The following is a 21,575-nucleotide window of genomic DNA, read 5'->3' as shown; positions in this document are numbered from 1 at the left end:
GTAGAAAATGGCGGTAAAACGACTTTGATCCTGATGCGCTTATCGCCCGGAGAACAGGCGATGATGGGTAAATAATTTGATTCAGATCTCATTACAGTAATGCAAATTTGTACGTAGTTTTCATTAACTGTGATGTATATCGAAGTGTAATCGCGAGTGAATGTTAGAATACTAACAGACTCGCAAGGTGAAATTTTATACGGCAATGCCGTTGGAGAATGTCATGACTGATTTAAAAGCAAGCAGCCTGCGTGCGCTCAAACTGATGGATCTGACCACTCTGAACGATGACGACACCAATGAAAAAGTGATCGCTTTGTGTCATCAGGCAAAAACTCCGGTCGGGAACACGGCGGCGATTTGTATTTACCCACGTTTCATCCCGATTGCACGTAAGACTCTGAAAGAGCAAGGCACGACGGACATCCGCATTGCAACGGTGACTAACTTCCCGCATGGCAATGATGACATCGATATTGCGCTGGCGGAAACCCGCGCGGCAATCGCTTACGGCGCCGATGAAGTAGACGTGGTGTTCCCGTACCGCGCGTTGATGGCGGGTAACGAGCAGGTGGGTTTTGACCTGGTGAAAGCCTGTAAAGACGCGTGTGCCGCAGCGAACGTATTGCTTAAAGTGATCATCGAAACCGGCGAGCTGAAAGAAGAGGCGCTGATTCGTAAAGCGTCTGAAATTTCCATTAAAGCGGGTGCAGACTTTATTAAAACGTCTACCGGTAAAGTGCCAGTGAACGCCACGCCGGAAAGCGCGCGTATCATGATGGAAGTGATCCGTGATATGGGCGTGGAAAAAACCGTAGGTTTCAAACCGGCGGGCGGCGTACGTACAGCGGAAGACGCGCAGAAGTTCCTCGCGATTGCAGACGAACTGTTTGGCGCTGACTGGGCAGATTCTCGTCACTACCGCTTTGGCGCTTCCAGCCTGCTGGCAAGCCTGCTGAAAGCGCTGGGTCACGGCGACGGTAAGAGCGCCAGCAGCTATTAATTGTTGCCTCTTCTTTTGTAGGCCGGGTAAGCGTAGCGCCATCCGGCAAGTGGGTTTGATGCCGGATGGCGGCTGCGCTTAATCCGGCCTAAAGCCGGCCTTCTACTCTTTTCCCTCAGGAGGGTATCGTGTTTCTCGCACAAGAAATTATTCGTAAAAAGCGTGATGGTCATGCGTTGAGTGACGAAGAAATTCGTTTCTTTATCAACGGTATTCGTGACAACACTATCTCGGAAGGACAGATTGCCGCCCTGGCGATGACCATCTTCTTCCACGATATGACCATGCCGGAGCGCGTTTCGCTGACCATGGCGATGCGGGATTCCGGTACTGTTCTTGACTGGAAAAGCCTGAATCTCAATGGCCCGATTGTCGATAAGCATTCGACCGGCGGCGTGGGGGACGTGACGTCTCTAATGCTGGGGCCAATGGTAGCGGCCTGCGGCGGCTATGTGCCGATGATCTCCGGTCGCGGCCTCGGACATACCGGCGGTACACTCGATAAACTGGAAGCGATCCCGGGCTTCGATATCTTCCCGGACGACAACCGTTTCCGCGAAATTATTCAAGACGTGGGTGTGGCGATTATTGGGCAAACCAGCTCGCTTGCACCGGCGGACAAACGTTTTTACGCCACCCGCGATATTACCGCGACGGTGGACTCTATTCCGCTGATCACCGGTTCCATCCTCGCCAAAAAACTGGCCGAAGGGCTGGATGCGCTGGTGATGGACGTAAAAGTCGGCAGCGGCGCGTTTATGCCGACCTATGAACTCTCGGAAGCGCTGGCTGAAGCGATTGTCGGCGTGGCGAACGGCGCGGGAGTTCGCACCACGGCGTTGTTAACCGACATGAACCAGGTGCTGGCTTCGAGCGCGGGTAACGCGGTGGAAGTGCGCGAAGCGGTGCAGTTCCTGACTGGCGAGTACCGCAATCCGCGCTTGTTTGACGTCACCATGGCGCTGTGCGTGGAGATGCTGATCTCCGGTCAGCTTGCTAAAGATGATGCGCAAGCGCGGGCGAAATTACAGGCGGTGCTGGATAACGGTAAAGCGGCAGAGGTCTTTGGTCGTATGGTGGCAGCGCAGAAAGGCCCGAGCGATTTCGTTGAGAACTACGATAAATACCTGCCGACCGCCATGTTGAGCAAAGCGGTATATGCTGATACCGAAGGGTTTATCAGCGCGATGGATACGCGTGCGCTGGGAATGGCGGTCGTCTCGATGGGCGGCGGTCGTCGCCAGGCGTCAGACACTATTGATTACAGCGTCGGTTTTACCGATATGGCGCGTCTGGGCGACAGCATTGATGGACAGCGCCCGCTGGCAGTGATTCATGCCAAAGACGAAGCCAGTTGGCAGGAAGCGGCGAAGGCCGTCAAAGCGGCAATTATCCTTGACGATAAAGCGCCAGCAAGCACACCTTCGGTCTATCGTCGAATTACTGAATAGTTGTATACTGATCTGATCAATTATTTTTGAAGCACTAAGTACGGAGAAGATATGAAACGTGCATTTATTATGGTGCTGGACTCATTCGGCATCGGCGCTACTGAAGACGCGGATCGTTTTGGCGACGTAGGTTCCGACACGCTGGGCCACATCGCAGAAGCTTGTGCCAAAGGCGAAGCTGACAATGGCCGTAAAGGCCCGCTGAATCTGCCTAACCTGACTCGTCTGGGGCTGGTGAAAGCGCATGAAGGTTCTACCGGTAAAATTGCCGCAGGTATGGACGGCAACGCGGACGTCATTGGCGCATACGCATGGGCGCACGAACTGTCTTCCGGCAAAGATACGCCGTCCGGCCACTGGGAAATCGCTGGCGTGCCGGTGCTGTTCGACTGGGGTTATTTCAGCGATCACGAAAACAGCTTCCCGCAGGAGCTGCTGGATAAGCTGGTGAAACGCGCCAACCTGCCGGGCTATCTCGGTAACTGCCACTCATCCGGGACCGTTATTCTGGACAAACTGGGCGAAGAGCACATGAAAACCGGCAAGCCGATTTTCTATACCTCCGCTGACTCCGTGTTCCAGATTGCCTGCCACGAAGAGACCTTTGGCCTGGATAAACTCTACGAGCTGTGCGAAATCGCCCGTGAGGAGCTGACCGAAGGCGGCTACAACATTGGCCGTGTGATCGCGCGTCCGTTTATCGGCGACAAGGCCGGTAACTTCCAGCGTACCGGCAACCGTCACGACCTGGCCGTAGAACCGCCAGCGCCGACCGTGTTGCAGAAACTGGTCGATGAAAAACAGGGCCATGTGGTGTCCGTGGGTAAGATTGCCGACATCTACGCCAACTGCGGTATCACCAAAAAAGTGAAAGCGACCGGTCTGGATGCGCTGTTCGACGCCACCCTCAAAGAGATGAAAGAGGCGGGCGATAAAACCATCGTCTTCACTAACTTCGTTGACTTCGACTCCTCCTGGGGGCACCGTCGCGATGTTGCGGGCTATGCTGCGGGACTGGAACTGTTTGACCGTCGTCTGCCGGAATTGATGGAGCTGGTGGGGGAAGATGACATTCTGATCCTGACCGCTGACCACGGCTGCGATCCGACCTGGACCGGTACGGACCACACCCGCGAGCACATTCCGGTGCTGATCTACGGCCCGAAAGTGAAACCAGGCTCGCTGGGCCACCGTGAAACCTTTGCGGATATCGGCCAGACGCTGGCGACCTACTTTGGCACATCGCCAATGGAATACGGTAAAAACATGCTTTAAAACCGTGTTGCAACCTGTAGGCCTGATAAGGCATCGCCGCCATCAGGCGCTCGCTATGAATATATTGCCGGATGGCGCTACGCTTATCCGGCCTACGCCTGGTAAAGGTGTTTGATTAATTAAAAGGAAATAATAATGGCTACCCCACATATTAATGCAGAAATGGGCGATTTCGCTGACGTCGTTTTGATGCCGGGCGACCCGCTGCGTGCGAAACATATTGCGGAAACGTTCCTTGAAGACGTGCGTGAAGTGAACAACGTGCGCGGCATGTTAGGTTTCACCGGGACTTACAAAGGCCGCAAGATCTCCGTGATGGGCCACGGTATGGGCATTCCATCCTGCTCTATCTATACCAAAGAGCTGATCACCGATTTCGGCGTCAAGAAAATTATTCGCGTCGGCTCCTGCGGCGCAGTGCGTATGGACGTTAAACTGCGTGACGTGGTTATTGGCATGGGCGCCTGCACCGATTCCAAAGTGAATCGTATTCGTTTTAAAGATCACGATTTCGCAGCGATTGCCGATTTCGGCATGGTACGTAATGCGGTAGACGCAGCGAAAGCGCTGGGCGTTGACGCACGCGTCGGTAATCTGTTCTCCGCCGATCTGTTCTACTCTCCGGACGGTGAAATGTTCGACGTGATGGAAAAATACGGCATTCTGGGCGTGGAAATGGAAGCGGCGGGCATCTACGGCGTTGCCGCGGAATTTGGCGCGAAAGCGTTGACTATCTGCACCGTGTCCGACCATATCCGTACTCACGAACAGACTACGGCCGCTGAACGTCAGACCACCTTCAACGACATGATCAAAATCGCGCTGGAATCCGTTCTGCTGGGCGATAAAGAGTAAGGGCTGTGGGCCGGGTGGCGGCTTCGCCTGACCCGGCCTACGGTTTTGGAGGCCCGCTAAGCGCAGCGCCAGCGGGCTTTTTATTAGCGCACTGCCAGTGCAATCCACGCCGATAATTCGCGCAACTCTTTTTCCTGTTCCGGGAAGTCAACCCGTAGCGCACTACACGCCTGTTGCAGTACCTCCGCGCGGTATTGACAGCCCTGTAACCTCTCCGCCAGTGCTTCCAGCGGTGCCGGGTTCAGACTGTCGGTAAAAATTTGCGCACGGGTAATATGGCCTTTCTCGACGTCGAAATGCAGCTCTATTCCACCCCAGGTGAAGCGTTCATCCAGCAGATGTGAAAAGGCGGGCGCCTGACCGAAATTCCACTCCCAACTGCTTTGACGGGCGAATGTCTCCGCAAAGTTGGGCAGATCCGGCGTGTTGTCCGGTGAGATCACTTCCGCCTCGACGCGTTCGCCATAATGCGCGAAAAAAGCTTCCGTGACCGCGGCGCATACTCGCTCATGGGTGATGCCCGGCAGCAGTTCGGTAAGATTCGCGACGCGTGAACGCACAGAGGTAATGCCTTTGGCGGCCAGCTTTTTCTTGTCCGGATTGAGATAGTTCGCCAGACGGCTAAGATCGGCGTTCAGCAACAGCGTACCGTGATGAAAGCCGCGATCTTTGGTTTCTCGATAGGCGGAACCGGAGACTTTGCGGTCGCCTTCGGCGGTTTTCACCACCAGATCGTTACGCCCGGAGGCTTCTGCCGTGACGCCCAGCGAATTCAGCGCCGCGAGCACAATATGGGTGGAGATGGTTTTATCGTATTCCGGTTTACCGGCCATAAAGGTAAAGCAGGTATTGCCGAGGTCATGGAATACCGCGCCGCCGCCGCTGCTACGGCGAGCCAGACGGACGTTATCTTCTTCCATACGACGCGTATTACACTCTTTCCACGGGTTTTGCGCGCGTCCAATGACCACCGTATCCGCGTTGCGCCACAGGAACAGCACGCGCTGGGTGGCAGGCATCTGGCGGAAAATGCACTCTTCTACCGCCAGGTTAAACCAGGGGTCGTAAGAGTCAGAAATAAGCAGGCGTAACGTTGTCATGGTGGTTTTCCTTACCTTTATTAAGCCGTCATTTTACTCTTTTTTCTCATGCTCTTCCTCTTCCGGAACAGGCTTGCTGGCTGTTAACAGAAAGGGTGACTGCTGCCAGCGGGTGCGTTTACCCTGCAACAACGTGCGTGTCAGCACCACGCCTATCGCCAGCGAAAGCAGCAGCATCAGGCGCAAAATGTTGGTGGTGTTATCCACCTGTTTCGCTTCGGTCGCCAGCGTATGGGTATCCAGCGTCAGACGCAGGTAGCCCAAGGGGCCGTTTTTCCCCTGGATAGGTTCGACAATTTGTTGGTTAAAATAGCTGCCCGCTTTTTTGCCATCCAGCGCCAGCCTGTCGCGCACGTTGACGCTTTCGCCTGCGCGAGTGATAAGATCGCCCTGTTCATCATAGACGCCGGCATCCAGAATACGGCTCTCTTGCGTGAGCTGACGCAGCACGGCGTTGATGCGATTTTCATCCGGTGTTTCGCTGCGCATCAGCGGGGCGATGTTGAGCGTCACCTGGCGCGCCAGCGTGCGGGCCAGCTCTTCCAACTGCGGGTTGCGCTGTCGCTGGTGGTTTTGACTAAACCATGAAGCGCCCTGCATGAGCGCGACGAGCAGTGTGAGACAGAACAATACAATGACTGCACGATGCAGCCGAAATTTCAGTTTTGCGCGAGCCATATTCCACCTGCTGAAAATTTGAGGCTTAATGTTGCCAGAAGCGATGGTTACAAGGTAGCCTCATGCGTTATTTTCCGCGGGGCGGTTACCGGCCTGAACGATTTACAGGAGCTTTAATGCCTAACATTACCTGGTGCGATTTGCCTGAAGATGTCTCTTTATGGCCTGGTTTGCCTCTTTCTTTAAGCGGCGACGAGGTGATGCCTCTGGATTACCACGCAGGCCGCAGCGGTTGGCTGCTGTATGGGCGCGGGCTGGATAAGCAGCGTTTAACCCAATATCAGACCAAACTGGGCGCCGCAATGGTGATTGTCGCCGCCTGGTGCGTGGAGGATTATCAGGTTATTCGCCTGGCGGGGTCGCTGACGCCGCGTGCGACGCGGCTGGCGCATGAGGCACAGTTGGATGTCGCGCCGCTGGGTAAAATTCCGCATCTGCGCACGCCTGGGCTGCTGGTGATGGATATGGATTCCACGGCGATCCAGATTGAGTGTATCGATGAAATCGCTAAGCTGGCCGGTACCGGAGAGAAGGTGGCTGAAGTCACCGAGCGTGCGATGCGCGGCGAGCTTGATTTTACCGCCAGCCTACGCAGCCGCGTGGCGACGCTGAAAGGCGCGGATGCCGATATTTTGCGCCAGGTGCGCGAGAATCTACCGCTAATGCCAGGATTAACACAGTTGGTGCTAAAACTGGAAACGCTCGGCTGGAAAGTCGCTATCGCGTCCGGCGGCTTCACTTTCTTCGCCGACTATCTGCGTGACAAGCTACGCCTGACGGCGGCGGTCGCCAACGAGCTGGAGATCATGGACGGTAAATTTACCGGTCATGTTATCGGCGATATTGTAGACGCCGAGTATAAAGCCAATACCTTGCTTCGTTTGGTGCAAGAGCATGACATCCCGCTGGCGCAGACGGTGGCGATTGGCGATGGCGCTAACGATCTGCCAATGATCAAAGCGGCAGGATTAGGAATTGCTTTCCATGCCAAGCCAAAAGTAAACGAAAAGACGGAGATTACAATCCGTCACGCTGACCTGATGGGCGTGTTTTGCATTCTCTCCGGCAGCATGAACCAGAAATAATGACATTGCCGGATGGGGCGTTCATTTTGTAGGTCGGCTAAGACGTGTTAGCGTCGTTATCCGGCAAACGTGTTAACGAAAGAGGTATATCGTGGCGAAAGCTCCCAAACGCGCCTTTGTCTGTAATGAATGTGGTGCCGATTACCCACGCTGGCAGGGGCAGTGCAGCGCCTGTCATGCCTGGAACACCATCACGGAAATGCGTGTTGCCGCATCGCCCACTGTCGCCCGTAACGAACGTCTGAGCGGATACGCCGGCAGTGCGGGCGTATCAAAAGTCCAGAAACTGTCTGATATCAGTCTTGAGGCGCTGCCGCGTTTTTCTACCGGTTTCAAGGAGTTTGACCGCGTACTGGGGGGCGGCGTAGTGCCCGGCAGCGCCATTTTGATCGGCGGTAATCCCGGCGCGGGCAAATCAACATTGCTGCTGCAAACGCTGTGTAAACTCGCCGAGCAGATGAAAACGCTCTACGTCACCGGCGAAGAGTCGCTTCAGCAGGTGGCAATGCGCGCGCACCGTCTCGGCCTGCCGACGGCGAATCTGAATATGCTGTCCGAAACCAGTATTGAGCAGATCTGCCTGATTGCGGAAGAAGAGCAGCCGAAGCTAATGGTTATCGACTCCATACAGGTGATGCATATGGCGGACATCCAGTCGTCGCCGGGCAGCGTTGCCCAGGTCCGCGAAACGGCAGCCTACCTGACGCGCTTCGCCAAAACGCGCGGCGTGGCGATCGTGATGGTTGGCCACGTTACCAAAGACGGGTCGTTGGCGGGGCCGAAAGTCCTGGAACACTGTATCGACTGCTCTGTGCTGCTCGACGGCGACGCCGATTCTCGTTTCCGTACTCTGCGCAGCCATAAAAACCGCTTTGGCGCAGTCAATGAGCTGGGCGTCTTTGCTATGACCGAACAGGGGTTGCGCGAAGTGAGCAATCCGTCCGCCATCTTTTTAAGCCGCGGCGATGAGGTCACTTCCGGCAGTTCAGTGATGGTAGTCTGGGAAGGTACGCGACCCTTGCTGGTGGAGATTCAGGCGCTGGTCGATCACTCGATGATGGCGAATCCCAGACGCGTGGCGGTCGGTCTGGAACAAAACCGTCTGGCAATCCTGCTGGCGGTGCTGCACCGACACGGCGGTCTGCAAATGTCGGATCAGGACGTCTTCGTCAACGTGGTCGGCGGCGTGAAAGTCACCGAAACCAGCGCGGATCTGGCTTTACTGCTGGCGATGGTCTCCAGCCTGCGTGACAGGCCGTTGCCGCAGGATCTGGTGGTGTTTGGCGAAGTGGGGCTGGCAGGCGAGATTCGTCCGGTGCCGAGCGGGCAGGAGCGTATTTCCGAGGCGGCGAAACACGGTTTTCGTCGGGCGATTGTGCCTGCCGCCAACGTACCGAAAAAGCCGCCGGAAGGAATGCAGGTGTTCGGCGTTAAAAAGCTTGCAGATGCGTTAAGCGTCTTTGACGACTTATAATAATCTGTATGTGTTTGATGTAGGCCATCAGGCGTAGCGTTGCCGGATGGCGACGCCGGAGCGTCTTATCCGGCCTACGATCTTTTTTTGCAGGAGGCTCTTGTGTCATCGTTCGACTATCTCAAAACCGCGATTAAGCAGCAAGGTTGCACTCTGCAACAGGTGGCTGACGCCAGCGGTATGACCAAGGGGTATCTGAGTCAGTTACTTAACGCCAAAATCAAAAGTCCCAGCGCGCAAAAACTGGAGGCGCTGCACCGTTTCCTCGGGCTGGAGTTTCCCCGCCAGCAGAAAAACATTGGCGTGGTGTTCGGTAAATTTTATCCACTGCATACCGGACACATCTATTTGATCCAGCGCGCCTGTAGCCAGGTGGATGAGTTGCACATCATTATGGGATATGACGATACGCGCGATCGCGGACTGTTTGAGGATAGCGCCATGTCGCAGCAGCCCACCGTGTCGGATCGCCTGCGCTGGTTGCTGCAAACCTTCAAATACCAAAAAAATATTCGTATCCACGCCTTTAATGAAGAGGGGATGGAGCCTTACCCGCATGGCTGGGACGTCTGGAGCAACGGCATTAAAGCGTTTATGGCAGAGAAGGGAATACAGCCGAGCTGGATCTACACTTCCGAAGAGGCCGATGCGCCGCAGTACCTTGAGCATTTAGGGATTGAGACGGTACTGGTCGATCCTGAACGCACATTTATGAATATCAGCGGGGCGCAAATCCGCGAAAATCCGTTTCGTTACTGGGAATATATTCCGACCGAAGTGAAGCCGTTTTTCGTGCGTACCGTCGCTATTCTGGGCGGGGAATCAAGCGGCAAGTCTACGCTGGTCAATAAGCTCGCCAATATTTTTAATACCACCAGCGCCTGGGAATATGGCCGCGACTATGTCTTTTCGCATTTGGGCGGCGATGAGATGGCGTTACAATATTCCGACTACGATAAAATCGCGCTGGGTCATGCGCAATATATTGATTTTGCAGTGAAATATGCTAACAAAGTGGCGTTCATCGATACCGACTTCGTCACCACCCAGGCATTTTGCAAAAAATACGAAGGGCGTGAGCATCCGTTTGTCCAGGCGCTGATTGACGAATATCGCTTCGACCTGGTGATTTTGCTGGAGAACAATACGCCGTGGGTAGCTGACGGACTGCGAAGCCTGGGCAGTTCAGTGGATCGCAAAGCATTCCAGAGCCTGTTGGTCGAGATGCTGAAAGAGAACAACATTGAGTTTGTTCACGTTAAAGAGGCTGATTACGATGGCCGCTTCTTGCGCTGCGTGGAGCTGGTGAAAGAGATGATGGGGGAGCAGGGATAAACTTTTTGCCCGATGGCGCTTGCGCTTATCGGGCCTGGCATAGGCCGGGTAAGCGCAAGCGCCACCCGGCATTCTGGCTTTTATTTGGCGATACGTTTGTACTTGATACGCTTCGGTTCCAGCGCCTCGGCGCCCAGCGTGCGTTTCTTGTACTCTTCGTATTCGGTAAAGTTACCTTCGAAGAATTCCACCTTACCTTCATCCTGATAATCCAGAATGTGGGTGGCGATACGGTCAAGGAACCAACGGTCGTGCGAGATAACCATCGCGCAGCCCGGGAACTCCAGCAGGGCGTTTTCCAGCGCGCGCAGGGTTTCGATATCCAGGTCGTTTGTCGGTTCGTCGAGCAGCAGGACGTTGCCGCCCACCTGCAGCAGTTTAGCCAGATGCAGACGACCGCGCTCACCGCCGGACAGCTCACCAACGCGTTTGCCTTGATCGACGCCTTTGAAGTTGAAGCGGCCTACATAGGCGCGGCTCGGCATTTCGGTGTTGCCGATCTTCATGATATCCAGCCCGCCGGACACTTCTTCCCAGACGGTTTTGCTGTTATCCATCGCGTCGCGGAACTGATCGACCGAGGCCAGCTTGACGGTTTCACCCAGTGTAATAGTGCCGCTATCAGGCTGCTCCTGACCGGACATCATGCGGAACAGGGTCGATTTACCCGCGCCGTTCGGCCCGATGATCCCGACGATAGCGCCTTTCGGTACCGAGAAGCTCAGGTCGTCTATCAACACGCGATCGCCGTAGGATTTACGCAGGTTGCTGACTTCAATGACTTTGTCGCCCAGACGCGGTCCAGGTGGAATAAACAGTTCGTTGGTTTCGTTACGTTTTTGATACTCAACGTTGTTCAGCTCCTCAAAGCGAGCCAGACGCGCCTTGCCTTTCGACTGACGGCCTTTCGCGCCCTGACGCACCCACTCCAGCTCTTTCTCAATGGATTTACGGCGCGCCGCTTCGGCAGACGCTTCCTGCGCCAGACGCTGATCTTTCTGCTCCAGCCAGGAGGAATAGTTGCCTTCCCACGGAATACCTTCGCCGCGGTCAAGCTCCAGAATCCAGCCGGCGACGTTATCGAGGAAGTAACGGTCGTGGGTAATCGCCACGACGGTGCCTTCGAAATCGTGCAGGAAGCGTTCCAGCCAGGCCACGGACTCCGCATCCAGGTGGTTAGTCGGTTCGTCGAGCAGCAGCATATCTGGTTTTTCCAGCAACAGACGGCACAGCGCCACGCGGCGGCGCTCACCGCCGGACAGTTTTTCGACTTTGGCATCCCAGTCCGGCAGACGCAGGGCGTCAGCGGCGCGCTCAAGCTGGACGTTCAGGTTATGTCCGTCGTGCGCCTGGATAATCTCTTCAAGCCGGCCTTGCTCTGCCGCCAGCTTGTCGAAGTCGGCATCCGGATCGGCGTACAACGCGTACACCTCACCCAGACGTTTGAGAGCGTTAACCACTTCAGAAACGGCCTCTTCAATCGACTCGCGTACCGTGTGTTCAGGATTTAGCTGAGGTTCCTGCGGCAGGTAGCCAATCTTAATGCCAGGCTGCGGGCGCGCTTCGCCCTCGATATCAGTATCGAGACCCGCCATGATGCGCAGCAGGGTAGACTTACCGGCGCCGTTAAGGCCCAGTACGCCGATTTTGGCGCCAGGGAAGAAGCTCAGCGAGATGTTTTTCAGAATATGACGTTTCGGCGGAACCACTTTGCCGACACGATGCATGGTATAAACGAATTGAGCCACGTTGGACTTCGCCTCTATGTTTATCGTGATGGTGAATAGATTTCAAAGGCGAAGTGTAGCCTTTTTCCCTGCCTAAGCCCAGCCAGCAGATCGTACTCGCAATAAAAGTAAAAAAATGTCCGTAACGTGGCGCAAATGGCTATGACTGGTTAGCATAAATTCATTACGCGGCATGATGCTGCATTGGATAACAATTGAGGAAGAGCTTGTGGATAGAGCCAAACCATTTGCCTGGCGTCTCATCGCCGCCAGCGTATGCCTGCTGATCTTTTGTCACCTCGCGCGGGCCGACTCACTGGAGGAGCAGCGTAACCGTTATGCGCAGATTAAACAGGCCTGGGACAACCGTCAGATGGATGTGGTAGAGCAGATGATGCCGGGTCTGAAAGATTATCCGCTCTATCCGTACCTGGAATACCGTAAGATCACCGACGATTTAATGAACCAACCGGCGATTGCCGTCACGCAGTTTGTTCGCACCAATCCTACGCTTCCGCCTGCGCGTACGCTGCAATCACGCTTCGTCAATGAACTGGCGCGTCGTGAAGACTGGCGCGGCTTGCTGGCGTTTAGCCCGGAGAAACCCGGCACCACGGAAGCGCAATGCAACTATTACTACGCGAAATGGAGCACCGGGCAAACGGAAGAGGCCTGGCAGGGCGCGAAAGACCTTTGGCTGACCGGCAAAAGCCAGCCGAATGCCTGCGATAAACTGTTCAGCGTCTGGCGGGCCTCCGGCAAGCAAGACCCGCTGGCGTACCTGGAGCGTATTCGGCTGGCGATGAAAGCCGGGAATACCGGTCTGGTTACGGTGCTGGCCGGACAGATGCCGGCGGAATATCAAACGATCGCCTCAGCGATCATTACCCTGGCCAACGACCCTAATAACGTGTTGTCCTTCGCGCGGGCCACCGGCGCCACCGATTTTACCCGCCAGATGGCGGCAGTCGCGTTTGCCAGCGTTGCACGCCAGGACGCGGAAAATGCGCGTCTGATGATTCCATCGCTGGTACAGGCGCAGAAACTTAATGAGGAACAAACGCAGGCGCTGCGCGATATCGTCGCCTGGCGACTGATGGGCAACGATGTGACCGATGCGCAGGCGAAATGGCGCGATGACGCGATTATGCGTTCGCAATCGACATCGCTTATCGAGCGGCGCGTGCGTATGGCGCTGGGGACGGGCGATCGTCGCGGCCTCAATACCTGGCTTGCCCGACTGCCAATGGAAGCGAAAGAGAAAGACGAATGGCGTTACTGGCAGGCGGATTTATTGCTGGAGCGTGGTCGTGACGCCGAAGCGAAAGAGATTCTTCATGCTTTAATGCAGAAGCGCGGTTTTTATCCGATGGTCGCGGCGCAGCGTTTAGGCGAAGAGTACACCCTTAAAATCGATAAAGCGCCCGCCAACGTAAACAGCGCGCTGACACAGGGGCCGGAGATGGCGCGTGTACGTGAGCTGATGTACTGGAATCTGGATAACACGGCGCGCAGCGAATGGGCGAATCTGGTAAAAAGCCGTACTAAATCCGAACAGGCGCTGTTGGCGCGCTATGCGTTTAACCAGCACTGGTGGGATCTGAGCGTACAGGCGACGATCGCCGGAAAACTGTGGGATCATCTGGAGGAACGTTTCCCGCTGGCGTATAACGATCTTTTTACACGCTATACCCGCGGAAAAGATATCTCACAAAGCTATGCCATGGCGATTGCCCGCCAGGAGAGCGCCTGGAACCCGAAAGTAAAATCGCCGGTGGGGGCCAGCGGCTTAATGCAGATCATGCCGGGGACGGCCACCCATACGGTGAAAATGTTTTCGATCCCGGACTACCGCAGCCCTGGCCAACTGTTGGAGCCGGAGACCAACATCAACATTGGCACCCACTATTTGCAGTATGTCTATCAGCAGTTTGGCAATAACCGCATTTTCGCCTCTGCGGCGTATAACGCCGGGCCGGGGCGAGTACGCACCTGGCTTGGTAATAGCGCCGGGCGTATCGACGCCGTAGCGTTTGTCGAAAGCATTCCCTTTTCGGAAACGCGCGGCTACGTGAAAAACGTTCTGGCCTATGACGCTTACTATCGCCACTTTATGGGGCAGAAAGAGACCTTAATGAGCGACTCTGAGTGGCAGCGACGGTATTAATGCGGACGGGTTATGTTATCATTTGTACTCGTGTAACAGTACAAACGGCGGTATAACATGACCCAGCATTCCCCTTATTCATCGGCTATCGCCGAACAACGTAATCAGGAGTGGCTTCGTTTTGTGGAGTTACTCCGCCAGGCATATGCAGAAGATCTGCACCTGCCTTTATTACAACTAATGCTTACGCCGGACGAGCGTGAAGCGCTGGGAACGCGCGTGCGCATTATTGAGGAGTTGCTGCGGGGCGAAATGAGCCAGCGCGAATTGAAAACCGAGCTGGGGGCGGGCATCGCCACCATCACGCGGGGATCAAACAGCCTGAAATCCGCGCCGGTTGAACTGCGTCATTGGCTTGAGAATGTACTGCTGAAAAACGCCTGATGGCGCTGCGCTTATCAGGCCGGCAACAGACGGCGTTTACCGTAGGCCGAATACTATCCGGCAATAACGCCCAGGTTTAACGGTATATCGCGTTATGAAACGGGCTGAGCGCCAGGATCACCGCCTGGTGGTAAACGCTGGAGCGCGTTAATTTTCCGGCGGTAAATACGCCAATGGCGCCCTCTTTTCGGCCAATCTCGTCAATACCGGTATATTGGGACATCACCGGACCGAGAGCCGCGCCGGCACGCACGTTTTCAAGAATAACGGCTGGCAGGGGCAGCGTCGCGGAACGCGCCTCGCCGCGCTGTTCGACGCTTTCGATCGCGACCCAACTGAAGGTGCTGTCATCATCAATGCCCGCTTCAATGGCGACCCAAAAGTCTGCTTCCGGATACAGCAAACGCGCATTCGCGATGCGATTTCGTGCGCCAGCGCGCGTTTCCTCGCTTCCGAAGGGCTGCTCCGGTACGCCGCTCTCGACGGCGACGGGCGTAATATGGCACGATCCTTCGCCGAAAATCTCTTCAAATGCCTGTAGAATTGCCTGAATTTTGGCAGGATTGGTGGTCGCGGAGATAACCTGGTGCATAATTAAGCTCAGTTTTAAAAATTCATCGCAGTATAACGGAAAAAAAACATGTTACAGGTATACCTTGTTCGCCACGGTGAAACGCAGTGGAACGCCGAGCGACGTATTCAGGGCCAATCGGACAGTCCACTGACGGCAAAAGGCGAGCAGCAGGCCATGCAGGTAGGAGAACGCGCCCGCAGCCTCGGCATCACCCATATCATCAGCAGCGATTTAAGCCGCACAAAACGCACGGCGGAGATCATCGCCCGGGCGTGCGGTTGTGATATCACCTTTGACTCCCGCCTGCGCGAGCTGGATATGGGCGTGCTGGAAAAGCGCCAGATCGACTCGCTGACGGAAGAAGAAGAGGGCTGGCGTCGTCAGTTGGTCAACGGCACGCAGGATGGCCGCATTCCCGGTGGGGAATCGATGCAGGAGTTGAGCGATCGCGTTCATGCCGCGCTGGCGTCCTGTCTTGAGCTACCGCAGGGCAGCCGACCTTTATTGGTCAGCCACGGTATCGCGTTGGGCTGTCTGGTCAGTACTATACTGGGACTGCCCGCCTGGGCGGAACGCCGGTTACGTTTGCGCAACTGCTCTATTTCCCGCGTCGATTACCAGGAAAGTCAGTGGCTGGCATCTGGCTGGGTGGTAGAAACCGCAGGGGACGTTTCGCATCTGGACGCCCCCGCGTTGGATGAATTACAGCGTTAACGGCGAATTGGGATCAGAAATTCGCAGCGTAGGTGAATAGGGCGATCGCCGGTTTTGGTATCTTCTGACGGATAATATCGCTCTATATCCTGTCCTTTACGACGGGTCAGATTCAGCATTGGCATACAGGTACCGTAAACGGTCAGGATAAAGTCCTGCACGCCGGTTCCTAAGCCTTCATAGGTGAACATGACGTATTCACCGCCCTGCAACAGCACGGGGCGCGCCGACTGGACATAGCCATCGGCCTGCTCTTGCGGCAGCGCGGTGGTATAGAACACTTCCTGCTCATCATCTTTCTCCAGGCTGGGGTGCGTTTCATTAAGCCCATAAAGCACTGGCGGAATAGTTGGCGAATGACCGAGGAAATCATGCCAGAATTGCACGCGCATTTCGTGGCGGAAGTCGGAAATCTGTTCCAGCGAGCAGGAATAGCTCTGCGTGACGCCAAGGAGCTGCGTATCTTCCAGCGTAACGAACTGATGTTCCGGCACGGTAAACTCGCCCAGCCGTAATGGCGGGCGAATGCCAAAGGCGCTCCATTCCGGGGAGCGACGATATAGTGCTGGCGTCTGAGAAAACTGTTTCTTAAAGGCGCGCGTAAAGGTTTGCTGAGAATCGAAGCGGTACTGGAGAGCAATATCCAGAATCGGACGCGCAGTCAAACGCAGCGCCACCGCTGATTTAGATAAACGACGGGCGCGGATATAAGCGCCTATGGCGTGGCCCGTCACGTCCTTAAACATTCTCTGCAGGTGCCACTTGGAATAGCCCGCTTTTGCCGCCACATTGTCAAGTGACAGCGGCTGATCCAGATGACCTTCCAGCCAGATTAACAGGTCGCGAATAATGCCAGCCTGATCCATAAAATATCCCCATCCTTTCAACAACGAGCACCCGATATCAGGTAAGAGGATAATAGCATTTTTTGTTCTTTTAGCATTCAGTGTTTTTTTTGAGCTTAAATGCTTTTTTTTGGACAACATAACACGTAATCATTCTAATCCTGTGATCTATAACCCTTTTATTTTAGAATGTTTAATAATTGTGCAATGTAACTTTTATGAATGGTAACAATATGAAATACAAGAACTTAGTACTCTTCTCAATTTTGTTGATGCTGGGGCAGATCGCCCGCGCGGAACAAATTGGTTCAGTCGATACGGTATTTAAAATGTTCGGCCCCGACCATAAAATCGTGGTGGAAGCTTTTGACGATCCTGATGTCAAAAACGTGACGTGCTATGTTAGCCGGGCGAAAACGGGCGGCATAAAAGGCGGATTAGGGCTGGCGGAAGATACGTCTGACGCCGCCATCTCTTGCCAGCAGGTTGGGCCTATTGAGCTGAGCGATAAAATTAAGAACGGTAAGGCGCAAGGAGAGGTGGTTTTCAAAAAACGTACCTCATTGATATTTAAGTCTCTACAGGTCGTGCGTTTCTATGATGAGAAACGCAACACGCTGGCGTATCTGGCCTACTCCGACAAAGTGGTCGAGGGGTCGCCGAAAAACGCCATCAGTGCGGTGCCTGTCATGCCGTGGCGGTAATAACAGGGAAAGAGTAGGCAGCACCGCTGGTCTGGTTAAAGGATACGCGCGCTATTGGGCTTTGGAATGTGGCGGTACCGGAAGCAACCGGGCCGCCTAAGGCAACCAGTTCAATATTGTAGGCGGGGGCCATCACATAGTGTGTTTTATCGCTATTATGGTAGATATTATCGTAGGGGCCAGAATTCGTTTGGGTTTTAATCGCAATTCTTACGCCGGAAAGATCGGTGCTTAATACTGGTGTGTTGTTCCCGTCATTCGCATTTATTGTCGCTGATGTATTTGACTACGCGCTACCGGGCTCATATAAGAAACCGACCTTATAATCGCGACTACAGCCATCCATTGTGACTTCAGAAGTGGAAACCCAGCCCGATTGCCACAACACTTCGCCTACGGCAGATCTTGGTCGTCTGTGGAAAAATAATGCCGCTGCTGGATACTGGGTATAATTTCAAGTATTGTCGCATTAGTGCGGATAAGTCAGCAGAAATTGCACAGCCGTTTTTCATACGGCCAGGGCAGATATTTATTTTTTTAGAAAAATTAAGAGGTTTTATGTTACCAGTATCTGCGTCTCAATCTGCTATCGCCCCAATTTCTATGTCTGAGGGACGACCACTAAGTGATCGACTTTCTATTGAAAATCTTCAGTGGCTTAAAGGTGCTGTCCTGAAACCTGCTGAAATGGCTATGGGGCCTTGTGTATTAACCTCTGCGGGTATCTTTACTTATCTTAATGGAGGAGGAAAAGAAAAGGCTGATGTTTTTTTCGAACAGGTACGATATAACGGCATGACAGGAAAAGACTGTTCGATGGAAATCATTGATATTTTTAGCAGTCTTATAGACACAGGTATGCCCCTAAAGGTTGATATTTATTTTTCCAACACCCATATCCGGGACAGAGAGGGGTGTACACATGGCCGATTAGCTGAAAAATTAGGACATATTGCACAGGAACATCCTTTTGATATCGACCTGGTCAGATACAAACTGAATTCTCTTTCTGCCGGACAATGTTTGATCCTGACAATTGATAACGCTCATGTTATCTCAGTCGCGCGCGATGCTGAAAATTTATGGCTGTTTGATACCAACTTAAATCCTCATAAAAATTGTTATGAACAGAAATACCGTGAAATCATTATCGAAACTCAAAGAGAGATAGCACCTTACCTCTTTACGCCATCAGGGGAAAAATACGCCTGTAATGAGGAAGCACAATGTATTCTGGATAACTATTTAAGTCGTGTTATCAAGAGGCAACCAGTAATAATAAGTGTCGACTCACAGTGAAGCATTTACCTGTAGTACAACTCATGTTTGACTGATGGACAACTGTGACGCACACCCCGATAAACTTGTCCGGCGTTGCCCCGAGTAGGGGCTGAGGGAACTCCACAAAATCTGTGCTAATAAACCAAAACTATATTTCGGTAGGCTTTAACAAGATGGTTAAGAGCGACGCTTAGCATCGTTCGTCGTAACATTAATGGAGAGCGTCGCAGGATATTATTCGCTAACGTCAGGTATAAGATAATCCGTCTTGATTTAAGTTTGTTGGCCTGGTGTCTCAGATATAATCCTTTATTTCAGAGTGATAGCCAAGAAGACATAATACTATTGTGCTCAGTGTAGCCAGCAGACTAAGTACCGAGTAAGCAAGGTACTTTAGTTTTCGCAAGTTGAGAAGCAGCGCCATACGACAATTTTTGTATAAAAGAGTACGTCATAACGGCAGGCCAGGAAGGACAGTGAAGCCACTCAGCGGAAGGAGACATAAAAAACAGCCAGTAAGAATGACTTACTGGCTGTTTTTACGGTTCGGCGCCAGGGCCGAATTAATCTTGCAGGTCGCCGCAGAAGCGGTAACCTTCGCCGTGGATGGTGGCGATGATTTCCGGCGTATCCGGCGTGGATTCGAAATGCTTACGAATACGACGAATGGTGACGTCAACAGTACGGTCATGCGGCTTCAGCTCGCGTCCGGTCATTTTCTTCAACAGCTCTGCGCGCGACTGGATTTTGCCAGGGTTTTCGCAGAAGTGAAGCATCGCGCGGAACTCGCTGCGCGGTAGTTTATACTGCTCGCCGTCCGGGCCGATCAGTGAACGACTGTTGATATCCAGTTCCCAACCGTTGAACTTGTAGCTTTCAACGCTACGGCGCTCTTCGCTGACGGTACCCAGGTTCATGGTACGGGACAGCAGGTTGCGGGCACGGATGGTCAGTTCGCGTGGGTTAAACGGTTTGGTGATGTAATCATCCGCGCCGATTTCGAGGCCGAGAATTTTGTCGACTTCGTTATCGCGGCCCGTCAGGAACATCAGCGCAACGTTTGCCTGCTCACGCAGTTCACGCGCTAACAGGAGACCGTTTTTCCCTGGCAGATTGATATCCATGATCACCAGGTTGATGTCATATTCAGAGAGGATCTGATGCATTTCCGCGCCATCTGTCGCTTCGAATACATCATAGCCTTCCGCTTCGAAAATACTTTTCAACGTGTTGCGTGTTACCAACTCGTCTTCAACGATAAGAATGTGCGGGGTCTGCATGTTTGCTACCTAAATTGCCAACTAAATCGAAACAGGAAGTACAAAAGTCCCTGACCTGCCTGATGCATGTCGCAAATTAACATGATCGGCGTAACATGACTAAAGTACGTAATTGCGTTCTTGATGCACTTTCCATCAACGTCAACAACATCATTAGCTTGGTCGTGGGTACTTTCCCTCTGGACCCGACAGTGTCAAAAACGGCTGTCATCCTAACCATTTTAACAGCAACATAACAGGCTAAGACGTACCGGACACCCAATAAAACTACGCTTCGTTGACATATATCAAGTTCAATTGTAGCACGTTAACAGTTTGATGAAATCATCGTAGCTAAATGCTAGCTTTCATCACAAATTTGCAATATTCCAACTAGTTGCGTAAGCCAACTAATAAATGCGATGAATCCAAAGGGCGCAATCCATTTTAAATTAAATTATCCTAAATAAACAGCAGGATAAGCATGTTTTGTTAACATAAACGGCAATAGTACAGATACGCAATAGTGTAGCGTCTTTTACTGAATCAAAAATACTTTTTCAGTGACATTCGTTAAAATTTTGTAAATTCGCGAAGCGTAATATGCTGACAAATACCAGCTAATTTCCTGTAAGTTAGTCAAAAAGAGTAATAAAATGCGTGTAACAATCGTTCTTGTCGCTCCCGCCAGAGCGGAAAATATTGGCGCAGCCGCCCGGGCTATGAAGACCATGGGATTTACTAACCTGCGTATTGTCGACAGCCAGGCGCACCTGGATCCTGCCACCCGTTGGGTCGCGCATGGTTCTGGTGATGTTATTGATAATATTGATGTTTTCCATACCCTTGCCGACGCGCTCCACGATGTTGATTTTACCGTAGCGACGACAGCCCGCAGTCGGGCAAAATTTCACTACTATGCTTCGCCCGCTGAACTGGTTCCCTTATTGCAGGAAAAATCACGCTGGATGCATCATGCCGCGCTGGTTTTTGGCCGTGAGGATTCCGGTCTGACCAATGACGAGCTGGCGCTGGCGGATGTGTTGACCGGCGTGCCGATGGCGGCGGATTACCCTTCGCTCAATCTCGGGCAGGCGGTCATGGTGTATTGCTATCAATTAGCAGGTTTAATGCAACAGCCTACGGAATCCGTTGATATTGCTGATGGATCGCAGTTACAGGCATTACGTGCGCGCCTTTTACGCCTGTTAACGACTCTGGAGGCGGCTGATGACCACAAATTAACCGACTGGCTACAACAGCGAATCGGCCTGCTGGGACAGCGAGACACGGTAATGTTGCACCGTTTGGTCCACGATATTGAAAAAAAGCTAACGAAATAACGTGCTGTAATTTTTAAAATAATAAGAGGTTACGTCTGGTTGCAAGAGGCCGGGACAGGGTGGATTGGTCGAAAATAAATATATCGCCAGCAGCACATGAACAAGTTTCGGAATGTGATCAATTTAAAAAATTATTGACTTAGGCGGGCAGATACTTTAACCAATATAGGAATACAAGACAGACAAATAAAAATGACAGAGTACACAACATCCATGAATCGCATCAGCACCACCACCATTACCACCATCACCATTACCACAGGTAACGGTGCGGGCTGACGCGTACAGGAAACACAGAAAAAAGCCCGCACCTGAACAGTG

21 protein-coding genes, 2 pseudogenes and 1 other annotated feature (1 of these 24 only partly in view) are annotated in these 21,575 nt (G+C 53.2%); of the genes and pseudogenes, 15 read left to right on the top strand and 8 right to left on the bottom strand.

The genetic code is table 11. The features are described from left to right. The first annotated feature begins 223 nt into the window (after positions 1 to 223). From deoC to deoD, 4 genes are all read left to right on the top strand, one after another. Positions 224 to 1,003, top strand: a complete 780-nt coding sequence (gene deoC / locus AC3G3F_RS01245) for a deoxyribose-phosphate aldolase (protein WP_488394290.1) — start codon at positions 224 to 226, stop codon at positions 1,001 to 1,003. A 128-nt stretch (positions 1,004 to 1,131) separates the two neighbouring features. Further along, positions 1,132 to 2,454 (top strand): thymidine phosphorylase, encoded by a 1,323-nt coding sequence (deoA, locus tag AC3G3F_RS01240; RefSeq protein WP_000477846.1) that lies wholly within the window; start codon positions 1,132 to 1,134, stop codon positions 2,452 to 2,454. Between the two features lie 51 nt (positions 2,455 to 2,505). Continuing rightward, on the top strand, positions 2,506 to 3,729 hold the full coding sequence (gene deoB / locus AC3G3F_RS01235) for a phosphopentomutase (RefSeq protein WP_000816451.1): 1,224 nt from the start codon (positions 2,506 to 2,508) through the stop codon (positions 3,727 to 3,729). Positions 3,730 to 3,864: 135 nt separating this feature from the next. Continuing rightward, positions 3,865 to 4,584 (top strand): purine-nucleoside phosphorylase, encoded by a 720-nt coding sequence (deoD, locus tag AC3G3F_RS01230; RefSeq protein ID WP_023245603.1) that lies wholly within the window; start codon positions 3,865 to 3,867, stop codon positions 4,582 to 4,584. An 83-nt stretch (positions 4,585 to 4,667) separates the two neighbouring features. Here deoD and lplA read toward each other — a convergent pair whose 3' ends face one another. Further along, on the bottom strand, positions 4,668 to 5,684 hold the full coding sequence (lplA, locus tag AC3G3F_RS01225; RefSeq protein ID WP_063390088.1) for a lipoate--protein ligase: 1,017 nt from the start codon (positions 5,682 to 5,684) through the stop codon (positions 4,668 to 4,670). A 33-nt stretch (positions 5,685 to 5,717) separates the two neighbouring features. Beyond that, the gene (locus AC3G3F_RS01220; protein ID WP_000090066.1) at positions 5,718 to 6,362 is read right to left on the bottom strand and encodes a YtjB family periplasmic protein; all 645 of its coding nucleotides are present in this window, start codon (positions 6,360 to 6,362) and stop codon (positions 5,718 to 5,720) included. A 116-nt stretch (positions 6,363 to 6,478) separates the two neighbouring features. Here AC3G3F_RS01220 and serB point away from each other — a divergent pair, with 116 nt between their 5' ends. The 3 genes from serB (at position 6,479) to nadR (ending at position 10,256) form a co-directional block, all read left to right on the top strand. Further along, complete coding sequence (gene serB, locus AC3G3F_RS01215; protein WP_053509872.1) at positions 6,479 to 7,447, top strand: phosphoserine phosphatase; 969 nt, start codon at positions 6,479 to 6,481, stop codon at positions 7,445 to 7,447. 91 nt (positions 7,448 to 7,538) lie between these two features. Beyond that, on the top strand, positions 7,539 to 8,921 hold the full coding sequence (radA, locus tag AC3G3F_RS01210) for a DNA repair protein RadA (RefSeq protein WP_023245606.1): 1,383 nt from the start codon (positions 7,539 to 7,541) through the stop codon (positions 8,919 to 8,921). 102 nt (positions 8,922 to 9,023) lie between these two features. Beyond that, positions 9,024 to 10,256, top strand: a complete 1,233-nt coding sequence (gene nadR / locus AC3G3F_RS01205; protein WP_023245607.1) for a multifunctional transcriptional regulator/nicotinamide-nucleotide adenylyltransferase/ribosylnicotinamide kinase NadR — start codon at positions 9,024 to 9,026, stop codon at positions 10,254 to 10,256. A gap of 80 nt (positions 10,257 to 10,336) precedes the next feature. Here nadR and ettA read toward each other — a convergent pair whose 3' ends face one another. Further along, positions 10,337 to 12,004, bottom strand: a complete 1,668-nt coding sequence (gene ettA / locus AC3G3F_RS01200; protein ID WP_488394289.1) for an energy-dependent translational throttle protein EttA — start codon at positions 12,002 to 12,004, stop codon at positions 10,337 to 10,339. Between the two features lie 208 nt (positions 12,005 to 12,212). Between ettA and sltY the strand changes: the two genes are divergently transcribed. Both sltY and trpR read left to right on the top strand, forming a co-directional pair. After that, complete coding sequence (gene sltY, locus AC3G3F_RS01195; RefSeq protein WP_139386942.1) at positions 12,213 to 14,150, top strand: murein transglycosylase; 1,938 nt, start codon at positions 12,213 to 12,215, stop codon at positions 14,148 to 14,150. A 57-nt stretch (positions 14,151 to 14,207) separates the two neighbouring features. Next, positions 14,208 to 14,534, top strand: a complete 327-nt coding sequence (gene trpR, locus AC3G3F_RS01190) for a trp operon repressor (RefSeq protein WP_000192003.1) — start codon at positions 14,208 to 14,210, stop codon at positions 14,532 to 14,534. Positions 14,535 to 14,610: 76 nt separating this feature from the next. Here trpR and yjjX read toward each other — a convergent pair whose 3' ends face one another. Beyond that, a complete protein-coding gene (gene yjjX, locus AC3G3F_RS01185; RefSeq protein WP_000554304.1) occupies positions 14,611 to 15,126 on the bottom strand; it encodes an inosine/xanthosine triphosphatase in 516 nt (171 codons plus the stop codon). Between the two features lie 48 nt (positions 15,127 to 15,174). Here yjjX and gpmB point away from each other — a divergent pair, with 48 nt between their 5' ends. Beyond that, a complete protein-coding gene (gpmB, locus tag AC3G3F_RS01180; protein WP_023245610.1) occupies positions 15,175 to 15,822 on the top strand; it encodes a 2,3-diphosphoglycerate-dependent phosphoglycerate mutase GpmB in 648 nt (215 codons plus the stop codon). Here gpmB and robA read toward each other — a convergent pair. Beyond that, a complete protein-coding gene (gene robA / locus AC3G3F_RS01175; protein ID WP_053529516.1) occupies positions 15,819 to 16,688 on the bottom strand; it encodes an MDR efflux pump AcrAB transcriptional activator RobA in 870 nt (289 codons plus the stop codon). The genes gpmB and robA overlap by 4 nt on opposite strands. 212 nt (positions 16,689 to 16,900) lie before the next feature. Between robA and creA the strand changes: the two genes are divergently transcribed. Then, complete coding sequence (gene creA / locus AC3G3F_RS01170; protein WP_023245612.1) at positions 16,901 to 17,371, top strand: protein CreA; 471 nt, start codon at positions 16,901 to 16,903, stop codon at positions 17,369 to 17,371. 25 nt (positions 17,372 to 17,396) lie between these two features. Here the strand turns inward: creA and AC3G3F_RS01165 are convergent. Further along, positions 17,397 to 17,765: pseudogene (locus AC3G3F_RS01165) on the bottom strand (fimbrial major subunit SthE); the annotation flags it as partial. Between the two features lie 32 nt (positions 17,766 to 17,797). Here AC3G3F_RS01165 and AC3G3F_RS01160 point away from each other — a divergent pair. Beyond that, positions 17,798 to 18,670: a hypothetical protein gene (locus AC3G3F_RS01160; RefSeq protein ID WP_063390092.1), complete on the top strand. Its 873-nt coding sequence runs from the start codon at positions 17,798 to 17,800 to the stop codon at positions 18,668 to 18,670. 116 nt (positions 18,671 to 18,786) lie between these two features. Here AC3G3F_RS01160 and AC3G3F_RS01155 read toward each other — a convergent pair. Next, positions 18,787 to 19,028 (bottom strand): annotated as a pseudogene (locus AC3G3F_RS01155) (IS4 family transposase); the annotation flags it as partial. Positions 19,029 to 19,215: 187 nt separating this feature from the next. Further along, complete coding sequence (gene arcA, locus AC3G3F_RS01150; protein WP_001194359.1) at positions 19,216 to 19,932, bottom strand: two-component system response regulator ArcA; 717 nt, start codon at positions 19,930 to 19,932, stop codon at positions 19,216 to 19,218. A 95-nt stretch (positions 19,933 to 20,027) separates the two neighbouring features. On the opposite strand from arcA, the gene yjjY reads away from it, so the two are divergent. The 3 genes from yjjY (at position 20,028) to thrL (ending at position 21,533) form a co-directional block, all read left to right on the top strand. Continuing rightward, a complete protein-coding gene (yjjY, locus tag AC3G3F_RS01145) occupies positions 20,028 to 20,168 on the top strand; it encodes a YjjY family protein (RefSeq protein ID WP_001541509.1) in 141 nt (46 codons plus the stop codon). Positions 20,169 to 20,567: 399 nt separating this feature from the next. Further along, a complete protein-coding gene (locus AC3G3F_RS01140; protein WP_023245615.1) occupies positions 20,568 to 21,254 on the top strand; it encodes a tRNA/rRNA methyltransferase in 687 nt (228 codons plus the stop codon). A 213-nt stretch (positions 21,255 to 21,467) separates the two neighbouring features. Beyond that, positions 21,468 to 21,533, top strand: a complete 66-nt coding sequence (gene thrL, locus AC3G3F_RS01135) for a thr operon leader peptide (protein ID WP_001575544.1) — start codon at positions 21,468 to 21,470, stop codon at positions 21,531 to 21,533. Next, positions 21,469 to 21,575 (top strand) — a sequence feature (Thr leader region); it runs 14 nt beyond the window's last position. Its footprint overlaps the gene before it by 65 nt.

It is taken from the genome of Salmonella sp. FC25216 (genome assembly GCF_057751355.1).
This window is presented reverse-complemented; position numbering and strand designations above follow the sequence as displayed.

Excerpts from the sequence above, each read along its gene's own strand:
- deoC (WP_488394290.1), top strand. The coding sequence starts at position 224 with ATGACTGATTTAAAAGCAAGCAGCCTGCGTGCGCTCAAACTGATGGAT.
- deoB (WP_000816451.1), top strand. The coding sequence starts at position 2,506 with ATGAAACGTGCATTTATTATGGTGCTGGACTCATTCGGCATCGGCGCT.
- deoD (WP_023245603.1), top strand. The coding sequence starts at position 3,865 with ATGGCTACCCCACATATTAATGCAGAAATGGGCGATTTCGCTGACGTC.
- lplA (WP_063390088.1), bottom strand. The coding sequence starts at position 5,684 with ATGACAACGTTACGCCTGCTTATTTCTGACTCTTACGACCCCTGGTTT.
- AC3G3F_RS01220 (WP_000090066.1), bottom strand. The coding sequence starts at position 6,362 with ATGGCTCGCGCAAAACTGAAATTTCGGCTGCATCGTGCAGTCATTGTA.
- serB (WP_053509872.1), top strand. The coding sequence starts at position 6,479 with ATGCCTAACATTACCTGGTGCGATTTGCCTGAAGATGTCTCTTTATGG.
- trpR (WP_000192003.1), top strand. The coding sequence starts at position 14,208 with ATGACCCAGCATTCCCCTTATTCATCGGCTATCGCCGAACAACGTAAT.
- yjjX (WP_000554304.1), bottom strand. The coding sequence starts at position 15,126 with ATGCACCAGGTTATCTCCGCGACCACCAATCCTGCCAAAATTCAGGCA.
- gpmB (WP_023245610.1), top strand. The coding sequence starts at position 15,175 with ATGTTACAGGTATACCTTGTTCGCCACGGTGAAACGCAGTGGAACGCC.
- robA (WP_053529516.1), bottom strand. The coding sequence starts at position 16,688 with ATGGATCAGGCTGGCATTATTCGCGACCTGTTAATCTGGCTGGAAGGT.
- creA (WP_023245612.1), top strand. The coding sequence starts at position 16,901 with ATGAAATACAAGAACTTAGTACTCTTCTCAATTTTGTTGATGCTGGGG.
- AC3G3F_RS01160 (WP_063390092.1), top strand. The coding sequence starts at position 17,798 with ATGCCGCTGCTGGATACTGGGTATAATTTCAAGTATTGTCGCATTAGT.
- arcA (WP_001194359.1), bottom strand. The coding sequence starts at position 19,932 with ATGCAGACCCCGCACATTCTTATCGTTGAAGACGAGTTGGTAACACGC.
- yjjY (WP_001541509.1), top strand. The coding sequence starts at position 20,028 with ATGACTAAAGTACGTAATTGCGTTCTTGATGCACTTTCCATCAACGTC.
- AC3G3F_RS01140 (WP_023245615.1), top strand. The coding sequence starts at position 20,568 with ATGCGTGTAACAATCGTTCTTGTCGCTCCCGCCAGAGCGGAAAATATT.